This window comes from uncultured Thioclava sp. (assembly GCF_913064665.1).
Classification (GTDB): Bacteria; Pseudomonadota; Alphaproteobacteria; order Rhodobacterales; family Rhodobacteraceae; genus Thioclava; species Thioclava arctica.
The window spans coordinates 17,540-27,479 of sequence record NZ_CAJYBT010000042.1 but is presented as its reverse complement, the minus strand read 5'-3'; the positions used below and the strand labels follow the sequence as shown (position 1 = coordinate 27,479).

Sequence of the window (9,940 nt, the reverse complement as noted above, 5' to 3'; positions counted from 1 at the left end):
AGTGCTGGCGGTGTAAAAGGTCAATGTGGTGGCGCGGGACCAGGCGAGGGCCGCGTCCACAGTGGTGTCGCCCGCCTGGGGGCCGCGCGTGCCGGTGGTCTGGAGCGTCACGGTGCCCGAGGCCAGCGCGGTTGAGATGCTGGAGGCGAGGATGGTCGAATCCGCGCCCGCCGGGGTGTTGGTCCCGGCGCTGGCCGAGGTCGCGCTGCTGTCGGTAACGGTCAGATTATAGGGATCGATCAGCCAGGTGCCATCCGCGCCCGCCGGGGCCTTTGTGCTGACCGTGCTGCCGGTGACATCAAGACGATGCCCCGAGGTCTCGATCATGCCGCCATCACCGCCCTGCGCGCCGCCCTTGGCCAGCAGCGTGCCATAGCTTAGGGTCACGCCATCCGCGCGCATGATATCAGACCAGATGGCAATCGTGCCGCCATCGCCCAGCCCGGTCGCGCTGGCATCCAGCAGCGCGCCCTGTTCCACCGTCGTCGTCTCAGCCTGAGCGCCGCCCGCGCCGTGCAGACCGCCGCCAAAGGCGATTTTGCCACCGCCCTGCGCGCCCGTCACATCCAGCCGCGCGGTGGATTTCGCCACCACATGCTGGCCGCGCACCGCGATCTTGCCGCCTTTGCCCGCGCTTGAACTGGCATCAAGCCGCCCGCTGACGGCCACCGTGCCCGAATCGCCACCCAGCAGTTCAATCGTGCCGCCCGCACCGCGACGCACACCGCGCGCCTCAATCACGCCGGTATTGTTCACCACCGTCTTCATCAGCGCATCACGCGCGTGCGCCGACATCACCACCGCGCCGTTTTCGGCTTGGATTACACCACCGTTCTTAACCTGCGCGTCCAACGCATCCGCACTGACACGGAATTGCAGCAAAGCGTTGCCCGACAGAGAGATATCCACCGCGCCGCCAGCCCCCAGCGCCGTCTTGCCGCCCGGCGTGATGATCTGCCCCTCATTGTCGACATGACGCCCGATAAAGGCGACATAGCCGCCTTGGCCCGCGCGGATCGTGCCGTCATTGGTGACGCCAGCCGTGCTGTCACCGCTGAAATTCAGCCGCCCGGCCATGAAATCGCTGTCGCTGATGCCCAGCGTCGAGACCAACAGACCGCCCGCGCTGACCTGCGCGCCGGGCGCGAAATAGACGCCATTTTGGTTGACCAGAAACACCTGACCATTCGCATCCATGCCGCCATAAATCGCGCTGGCAGTGTTGCCCACGACCCGGTTGAGCGCGACCGAGCTGGTCGAGGGTTGGGCGAAGGTCACGCGCTCCTGCGCGCCAATGTCAAAGCCTTGCCAGTTCAGGATCGCCTTGTCGCTGGACTGGGTAATCGTCATCTGGCTGCCGTTTTGCGTGATCGCGGCCTGCCCCGCTACAACCTGTCCGCCCGTGGGCAAAGCCTGCGCGCCAAGCGGCACCAACATGCCAAGCGTCAACGCCGCAGCCCCGGGTCCGACCATCTTGCGCATCAACCGGCGCAAACGACGCATCATCCGACGGTTCTTGCGCCCTGCCGTCCCCAGCCCCTCGGGCACAGGCACCAAGGTTCCAAGACGGCGGCTCCAGATCAGTCGAAATACGTTGTTCATCTCATGCGCCCTTTCGGCCTCACGGCCAAATCATGTTCCGTCTTGCAGGCGGACTGATGGGCAAAGACAACTTATACGCAAAGCTTTTGCGGCTAGAACCGCGCAATAGACACTCGTGAATCCCAAGTCGTAACACACCCCCCCGATAAGTCCGGGGGCCTCACCTAAAACCCTTAGGCGAGATACATAATTTGGCGAGCTATTCTAAAATCTCATGAACTGTCAACTGCTTAGGCGGAAGAAATTTGGGAAAGAGAAAGCCGCTGTGGTGGCGGCGCACCAGCGTGACCAGATGCAGTCTGAGGGCCGAATTGCGCAGGCTGCGCCCTTGACACGGACCGGCCCCTTTGCGTTTGCGCGGGCCGAAGGTTTGCCCCTCGGATCGTGTTTTGCGACCTGCAGGCCTAAGCAAGCCCGCCCCTCTGGCCCGGTGAAACGCGCAAGCCTGAATAGCCTTTTGCCAATCCCGAGGAGCAGCCCTAGCCACCATGATCTCGGTCGGGCTGGATATCATGGCAGGATCTGGCTGGACGCGCCCCCGACCCGATCGTTTGTGGCACTTTCACCGCGGCGTGACAGGCGCAAGCCTACGTTTTTCACGGCTTGGACATCCTGTCTTCATATTCGCGATGTGGCGCGCTCTCAAATGTTCGCCAAGTCGTGACAGGGATTGAATGGGCTGACCCCGAAGCGTGACTTAGGACAGCGCAAGAGGAGAACCGAAATAGCCCTGCAGTGTGGGGCATAAGGGAGGAAAAAATAATGACATTCACAGGTTCGAGGCTGATCGCAACCAGCGCCGCTTTCGCGCTTGCCGCCGCGATCGGAGCCACCGGCGCCAGCGCCGAAACCGCCCCCAGCGCCATCAAGATTGGCACGCTTTATGCGGGATCGGGCGAGTTTGCCGTCTCGTCGCAGGCGCAATATGACGGCCTGAAGTTCTGGGCCAAGAAGGTGAACAAGGACGGCGGCGTCTTTGTCAAAGCCTATAACAAGAAAATCCCGGTCAAGATTGTCGCCTATGACGACCAGAGTTCGACCTCGACCGCGACGACCCTTTATAATCAATTGATCACGCAAGATCATGTCGACCTGCTGGTCGCTGATTTCGGCTCGGTGCTGACCTCGGTCGCGGTTCCGCTCGCCAAAGAGCACAATCAGCTTCTGGTCGACGTGACCGGATCGTCGGCAGGCTTTTTCAGCAGCGACAACAAGTATCTTGTCGATCTATCGATCCCCTCATCGGGGGTGTGGCCCGTTCCGCTTGCCAAATACCTGATCAAGGAAGGCGTGACGAAGGTCGCGATTGTCTACGGCTCGAACGACTTTGACAGCTCGCAAGCCGATACGCTGAAAACCGAGTTGAAGAAGGCCGGCATCACGCCCGTCTATGACCATGCGGTGCCGACGAACGAGACGAACTACACCGTTCTTCTGCACGCCGCCGCCGCACGCAAGCCGCAGGCGATGGTGGAACTGGGCTACATGTCCAACGACGTGGCCTTCCTGAAGTCGCTCAAATCGAGCGGGCTGCATTTCCCGATGGTCTTCACGATTTTCCCCGGCCAGTTCAAGACGCTGATGGAAAAGAACGCAGGCAAGAATGCGCTGGCCTACACCTACTCCTATCCAGCCCCGCCAATGATCAAATATGACAAGGTCAGCCTTGGTCTGAACACCGATCAGTTCATCAAGGCTTGGGAAGCGGATGGCAGCAAATCCGCGCCCAACTTTGTCAACGCGGCGGGCTACAGCACCGGGATTCTGCTGAGCAAGGCTTTGGCCAGCGCCCCCGATATGAAGCAGCTTTCGATCCGCAGCGCGCTTGAGGGGCTGTCGGGCAACACCTCGACATTGGTCGGCCCCTTCGCCCTAAGCGATACAGGCGCGCAGATGGGTGAGAGGCTGCCGGTCGCGCAGTTCCAACCCCAAAAGGATGGCAGCCTGAAAACCGTCGTCGTCTATCCCGATAAAATGGCGACTGGCAAAGCAATCTATCCCTCCCCGCAGGGCTAAGCCCCGGCTTTATAACATGAAACATGCAGGGCGGTCCCGGACTGAGGGCCGCCCTTTCTGACGGAGGGGGCGCATGACGGCGTTATTGGAATACGCGATCGTCGGAGGGGTGCTTTACGGCATCTTCTTTGGATTGGTGGCGGTTGGGCTAAACCTGATTTTCGGGGTGATGCGGATCATCAACCTTGCCCATGGCGAGTTCGTCGTGCTGGGGGGCTTTGGCGCCTATTGGCTGACCTCGGCATTCGGGCTGAACCCGCTTTGGGGTGTTCCGCTTGCGGCGCTTGGGGCGATCGTGATCGGCTTTCCGCTGTATTATGCCATCGTACCGCGGCTACAGCGGTCGCGCGACCCCGAGATGCTGTCCTTCATCCTGTTCTTCGGGCTTGCGCAGGTCATAGAGGCGCTGGTGACGCTGGGCTTTGGTCCCGATCAACGGACCTTGCCATCAGATGCGCTTGGCGCGGGCAGCCCCGCGATGTTCGGGCAGGCCTTTCCCGACAGCTGGTGGTGGGCGGCGGGTGTCTCGGTCGTCGCGATCATCGGGCTTTGGCTATACCTCACCCGGACCCGGCTGGGATTTGCCACCCGTGCGATCATGGCCAACCGCGATGAGGCCTTGGCGACCGGGATCAGCGTTGATCGCGTTTCCGCCATCGCATTTGTCATCGGCCTTGCGCTGGCGGGCGCTGCGGGGGTGTTCGTGCCCTATCTGCAAGGCTCTGTCGCGCCGGGGATCGGCAACGATCTGACCACCACGTCCTTCGCAATCCTGATCATCGGATCGCTTGGCAATCCGATCGGAACGCTGTTTGGCGGGCTGGTATTTGGTGTCGGCTCGATGCTGATGCAAACCTTTTACGCCTCGTGGTCGAACCTTGTTCCCTACGTCCTGCTGGTCGCGATCGTGCTGATCCGTCCGCAGGGGCTTTTTGGAAAGTCGGTGCGACATGCTTAAGTCGAATTTGTCTCGCGCCTGGCCGGGGATCTTAACTGCAGCGCTTTTGGCCTTAGTCTTTGCGCTCGCGCCGATGGGATATGGCAATACCTCACTGCTGTTCATGATGATGACCTTCATCGTCCTCGCCCAAGGGCTGAACCTGCTTTACGGCTTCACCGGCTATCTGCCCTTCGGCTATGTCGGGTTTTTCGGCACCGGAGCGTATGCTGCGGCGCTGATGGTGATGAAGCTGCACGCGCCGGTCTGGGCGGCGATGCTGTCGGGGCCGCTGGCGTCGATGGCGGTCGCGCTTATCTTGGGGCCGCTGCTGCGGCTGTCGGGGGCCTATTTCTCGATTGCCAACCTCGCCGCCTCGCAGATCCTGTTCTTTGTCGTGTCGAACCCGCATTTGGCGGACATCACAGGGGGGCCCTACGGCGTCAAGCTGGACCGGATATTTGCCCCGACCGCCAGCTATGCTGCGATGATCGTGCTGGTTGCACTGACCACTCTGGTTGCGGCCTACTTTCGCCACTCGCGCTTTGGTCAGGGGCTGCGTGCGATGGCAGATGACCCCGTCAGCGCCGAGATGAGCGCGATCCCCGTGGTCCGAATGCGCCTGATGGCGTGGCTGACCTCTGCCGCCGTGGCGGGCCTTGCCGGGGCGCTTTACGCATGGAACCTATCGGTGTTTTACCCCGACGCGGTCTTCAGCTTGCAGATATCTGTCTTTGCAATCGTATTCGCGCTGTTTGGTGGGGTCGGCACTGTGTTGGGGCCGATCATCGGTGCGGGGCTGCTCTATGCGCTTTACAACGCGATCGGCATTTCGGCACCGCAATATTTCCAGCTGATCTACGGCGTCCTGATCGTCGGGCTGGTGATGTTCTTGCCTGAGGGGATCGTCTCGCTGCTGACCCGGAGGGGCATCAATGTCTTCTGAACCGCTTCTGAAACTGTCTGGCATCGAGAAGTCCTTTTCCGGGCTGAAGGTTCTCAACGGTGTGAACTTTGAGCTGCAAGAGGGGGAAATCATTGGGCTTGTCGGGCCGAACGGGTCTGGCAAAACCTCGGTCATCAACCTGATTTCGGGTGTGTTGCGCCCCGAAGCGGGCACGATCCAATTCAACGGCTCCGAGGTTCAGACCCTGCCAAGCCATACCCGGGTGAAGGCCGGGATCAACCGGTCGTTTCAGGTTCCCAAATGCTTTGTCTCGATGACCGTGCGCGAAAATATCGAGGTCGCGGCACATTTCAGCGGTCATGCGGGCGATACATCTGCGATCCTGTCCGAGATCGGGCTAGAGCATTTGGCCGACAAGTCTGCCGGGGCGTTGACGGCAAATCAGCAGAAAATGCTAGACCTCGGGCGGGCGCTTGCGACGGGGCCTAAACTGCTGCTGGTCGATGAGATCGGCGCGGGTTTGAACCCCGCGGAACTGTCCGGCATCGCGACCCTTCTCAAGGGCATCGCTGCGCGCGGCGTGTCGCTGATCGTGGTCGAGCATCTGATGGAGTTTCTCAACGCCCTGACCGAGCGGGTGATCGTGTTGTCAGCGGGCAAGATCATTTTTGAGGGCAGTCTTGCGGCCGCCTCTCGGGATGCAGCTGTGGTCACCGCGTTTTTTGGAGGTGCGGCATGAGTGCGTTGCTGGAAGTCGACAAAGTCGAGGCGGGTTACGGCGATGTGCAGGTGCTTTGGGGCGCCGACATGATCGTCGCCAAGGGCGAGACCGTGCTGCTGATGGGCGTGAATGGCGCTGGCAAAACAACGCTGCTGCGCAGCTTGGTCGGGTTGCAGCCCTGCCGTGGCGGCGCGATCCGCCTGAACGGCGAGGATATCAGCGCGCTGCACCCCGACGCGCGGATCCGGCGCGGCATGGCTTACATGTCTGAACTTGGGGTTTTCCCGACGCTGTCGATTGCTGAAAACCTGCGACTTGGGGCCTATGCGCTGTCGGGGGCGCAGGCGCGGCAGCGGGCCGATCAGATGTATCAGATGTTTCCCGATCTCGCGAAAAAGCGGCGCGCTGCGGCGGCGTCTCTATCGGGCGGACAGCGCAAGATGCTGGGCCTTGCCAAGACGCTGATGTCGGGGGCGGACCTGATCTTGCTGGACGAGCCGTCGTCGGGTCTGGCGCCGGTCTTTGTCAGTCAAGTGATCGAGACGCTGAAAGAGGTGATCGGGACCGGGACTTCGCTGCTGATCGCCGAGCAAAACATCGCCTTTCTGGCGCTTGCTGATCGGGGATATCTGATGGATCACGGTCGTATGGCGGTGTCTGGCACGCGCGCTGAGTTGGAAGACTCGGACGCGGTGCGAAAGGCGTATTTCGGTGTGAGTGCCAACGGTTAGGCGGCGTCTTTTATCTAAGGGCAGGCCAACGCCCCTGCCCTTTCTTGAAACCTAAGATGCAAAACGTGCGCCTTAATACTGTGACGCCCCCCACTGACAGGCGCGGCCTCTGTCTCGCGCAGGCGCCTTCGCGTGCTTGCACTCCCCATCTTGCGAGTTCGCCGCCGCGCCTCTCCTTGCCCCAAGCGATTATGACCAAGGCGGCGGGGATCAGCATCCCGACACTGAGCAATCTCGAATGAGGTAGCGAACAATCTGGCGCGACCGATCCGTTTGTTTCCGCCCTGAAAACAGTTGGCAGGTCTGAACTGACGGATTCGTGGAATTTTCGTGCATTTGGCAACTTATGGTTGCATCTTTGCGTTTTGCACATCCTATTAGAGAGGCACACGGGACTGTTAAGCCAGCGATGACACCTTTTCGAGTCCGCCCACGGGCGCGCATGAGAAGGAGGCAACGCAATTTTTCCGGGGTATCTTTATGGTGACGCGCACCACGACTCTTGATGATCTTTACACGTTCGACGGCTCACTGCTGACGGTTGGTCAGACCTATGCCCTCTCTGCGTTTTCCAGCGAGCCCGACGCCACTCTCACGCTTGATGATGTGAACAATGACCGCGTGATTGATCCGACCGAGACCATTCAACTCGGGGGTGAGACAGTCGATGCGGTCTATAGCGGCAGCTCCACGATCGGCGTGTCGCTTCTGGGGATTCAGGTCGATCTGTCCTCGCCCGCCGCCGTGACGGTCTATGACATCAATGGCGTTTCCCATCTCGATTATGTCGATACAAATCAGGCCGAACTTCTGGATGGTCTGGCATCGCAGATTCTCGAGACACCTGCGCTGTCCACCACGCTCAGATCGCTTAACATCAATAATGCAAACCAGCTCGTCCGATATCTGGAAAACAACGCGGTCCTGACGTTTGATCTTACGCCCGGGGCTGATTTTCCAGTCTGCTTTGCTCAGGGAACGCGGATCATTACGCGCAAGGGCGCCCTGCGGATCGAAAACCTGCGCGTCGGCGACAAAGTGTTGACCCGGGACAATGGCTACAAGGAAATCCAATGGATCGGACAAAGTTCGGTCGCGGCCTATGGGAAATTCGCCCCGATCCTGTTTCACCCTGGCGCCTTGGGAAACCAGTTCGAGCTTTTGCTTTCAGCCGAGCACCGAGTGCTGTTGTCGGGTTGGCAATGCGAATTGCTCACCGGCGAAACAGAGACACTGATCGCGGCAAAGCATCTTGTGAACAATCCCTTGGTCGAGAGACGTGTCGGGGGCCTGATCACCTATTATCATATCCTGTTCGAGCAGCATGAAATCGTTTTTGCGAATGGTGTTGCCTGCGAAAGCTTTTATCCCAACACGATGGCGATGCAGGCCTTGGACACCTCAAGCTGCCACGAGATCGTCTCGCTCTTTCCCGAGTTGCACCCTCTGCACCACGAGGTGCCGGTTGCTGCCCGCAAGATCCTGCGCAAGCACGAGGCGCAACTGGTGGCCCGCAAGTTTTTTCGCTCATCTACAAGGTCATAAAGCCCGGTCACGGGCTCGAAAACCAGCAATCGCCACCAGGGGCAATTCCGTTGCCTTGACACTGTGGAAGTGATCACGAAACGGCGGCAGGGTTAATTCCTTCGCTACCATCGTCAGTGCGCTTGAAAAATATCGACTGTTTCGCGTCTCGTTGTGCGCAATGCGCTGAAGGCTACGATATGTAGATCGCTGGCGGAATCTTGCCTGAAAATCGCTATCCACATGGCGTAGGTGCGTCGGCCCAGCTATCGTATAGGTTGTATTTTTTTGACCAGTTACACTGCCACCAACAAGGACTCTAACCATGGCTGGCGAACAGTTTCTGCTATCGGGCGATCAGCTAGCCACCTATCAAGGTTCATCGACAAGTTACCCACCGCCTGACTATCAGACCAACCTGACGATCTCGGGGATCTCAGCCCTTGGGTCCGCAGCCGACCGTTTTGTCCTTGTTCGAATACAAGGTAGCGGTGATCCAATCCAGAATAGCGATCTTTTCGCCATTTATCCTGCGGTGGACAATGGAAGCGGCACGCTTGTACCCGATTTGACGCAACCGCTTTTCCAGTTAGCAACCGCAACTCCCGATGCCTATCAATCGAACGGCAGCGACGGCTTAGGGGCTGGTGATGATTATCTCGCGCTCGGCCTGTTCAATGGGCCCAAGATCCTCGTGAAACTTGATGGCATCAACGGCCAAGACAGCTTCACTGTCGCGCGCGGCGAAGATGTGACTGGCAACGATGGGGACATGTCGCTTGAGGAACTGACGGCCGCAAACCCGGATCAGGTTGTGTGCTTTGCTGAAGGAAGCCCCATCGCGACGATCAATGGGGAGATACCGGTCGAACATCTGAAAATCGGAGACAAAGTGCTGACCTATGACCACGGGTTTCAGCCTATCCGGTGGATCGGGTCATCGACGGTCACGTTCAATAGCATGAACGACGACCTTGTTCCGATCCGGATCGAAGCGCATGCGATGGGGCGCGGCCAACCTGATCGCACGATAATGGTTTCACCTGCGCATCGGATCTTGTGGAAAAGTGTGCGCGCTGAAATCATGTTTGGTGAACCCGAGGTTCTTGTCGCGGCGCGGCATATGGTCAATGGCAAGAACGTGCGCCGCGAGACCAGCATGAAAACTGTGACCTACTGGCATTTCATGTTTGAAGAGCATGAGGTTGTCTTCTCAGCCGGTCTCAAAACCGAGAGCTTTTTCCCAGCAGCCTACGGCATAAGCACGATGGCGCGGGAGACCCGGCAGGAATTGTTGCGCCTCTTTCCTGAACTGGCGTCTGGTGGCCGGATACGCGCGAAAGATGCGGCACGTCCCGTGCTGCGCGCCTATGAGTTCAAGGCGCTTCAAGCCTCTCTCGGTGAAGGTCAGACTTTGACCTGATTGGTATCGCGTCGCGTTTCCACGACAGCGGAACGCCTTTGATAACCGGCACATCACAGGATGACGGTCAGGGGCAGTT

Annotated in this window: 8 protein-coding genes; 7 read left to right on the top strand and 1 reads right to left on the bottom strand. The window is 59.5% G+C overall.

The window, feature by feature from the left end:
- Nucleotides 1–1,602: filamentous hemagglutinin N-terminal domain-containing protein (locus QZ571_RS15150; RefSeq protein ID WP_295536625.1), on the bottom strand; the 1,602-nt coding region annotated here is incomplete at its 3' end.
- A gap of 762 nt (nt 1,603–2,364) precedes the next feature.
- Here QZ571_RS15150 and QZ571_RS15145 point away from each other — a divergent pair.
- The 7 genes from QZ571_RS15145 (at nt 2,365) to QZ571_RS15115 (ending at nt 9,861) form a co-directional block, all read left to right on the top strand.
- Nucleotides 2,365–3,618: an ABC transporter substrate-binding protein gene (locus QZ571_RS15145; protein ID WP_295536623.1), complete on the top strand. Its 1,254-nt coding sequence runs from the start codon at nt 2,365–2,367 to the stop codon at nt 3,616–3,618.
- Between the two features lie 73 nt (nt 3,619–3,691).
- Nucleotides 3,692–4,576 carry a branched-chain amino acid ABC transporter permease gene (locus QZ571_RS15140; RefSeq protein ID WP_295536620.1) on the top strand — a complete coding sequence of 295 codons (885 nt, stop codon included), beginning with the start codon at nt 3,692–3,694 and terminating at the stop codon, nt 4,574–4,576.
- On the top strand, nt 4,569–5,501 hold the full coding sequence (locus tag QZ571_RS15135) for a branched-chain amino acid ABC transporter permease (RefSeq protein WP_295536617.1): 933 nt from the start codon (nt 4,569–4,571) through the stop codon (nt 5,499–5,501). Before QZ571_RS15140 ends, QZ571_RS15135 begins: the two co-directional genes overlap by 8 nt.
- On the top strand, nt 5,491–6,201 hold the full coding sequence (locus QZ571_RS15130) for an ATP-binding cassette domain-containing protein (protein WP_295536614.1): 711 nt from the start codon (nt 5,491–5,493) through the stop codon (nt 6,199–6,201). The genes QZ571_RS15135 and QZ571_RS15130 overlap by 11 nt, the downstream gene beginning before the upstream one ends.
- Nucleotides 6,198–6,914, top strand: a complete 717-nt coding sequence (locus tag QZ571_RS15125) for an ABC transporter ATP-binding protein (RefSeq protein WP_295536611.1) — start codon at nt 6,198–6,200, stop codon at nt 6,912–6,914. The genes QZ571_RS15130 and QZ571_RS15125 overlap by 4 nt, the downstream gene beginning before the upstream one ends.
- Nucleotides 6,915–7,394: 480 nt before the next feature.
- Nucleotides 7,395–8,459, top strand: a complete 1,065-nt coding sequence (locus QZ571_RS15120) for a Hint domain-containing protein (protein WP_295536608.1) — start codon at nt 7,395–7,397, stop codon at nt 8,457–8,459.
- A gap of 304 nt (nt 8,460–8,763) precedes the next feature.
- Nucleotides 8,764–9,861, top strand: a complete 1,098-nt coding sequence (locus QZ571_RS15115) for a Hint domain-containing protein (RefSeq protein WP_295536606.1) — start codon at nt 8,764–8,766, stop codon at nt 9,859–9,861.
- The last annotated feature ends 79 nt before the right edge of the window (nt 9,862–9,940 follow it).

Coding starts and splice junctions, on each gene's coding strand:
- QZ571_RS15120 (WP_295536608.1), top strand. CDS start 7,395: ATGGTGACGCGCACCACGACTCTTGATGATCTTTACACGTTCGACGGC.
- QZ571_RS15125 (WP_295536611.1), top strand. CDS start 6,198: ATGAGTGCGTTGCTGGAAGTCGACAAAGTCGAGGCGGGTTACGGCGAT.
- QZ571_RS15130 (WP_295536614.1), top strand. CDS start 5,491: ATGTCTTCTGAACCGCTTCTGAAACTGTCTGGCATCGAGAAGTCCTTT.
- QZ571_RS15140 (WP_295536620.1), top strand. CDS start 3,692: ATGACGGCGTTATTGGAATACGCGATCGTCGGAGGGGTGCTTTACGGC.
- QZ571_RS15145 (WP_295536623.1), top strand. CDS start 2,365: ATGACATTCACAGGTTCGAGGCTGATCGCAACCAGCGCCGCTTTCGCG.
- QZ571_RS15135 (WP_295536617.1), top strand. CDS start 4,569: ATGCTTAAGTCGAATTTGTCTCGCGCCTGGCCGGGGATCTTAACTGCA.
- QZ571_RS15115 (WP_295536606.1), top strand. CDS start 8,764: ATGGCTGGCGAACAGTTTCTGCTATCGGGCGATCAGCTAGCCACCTAT.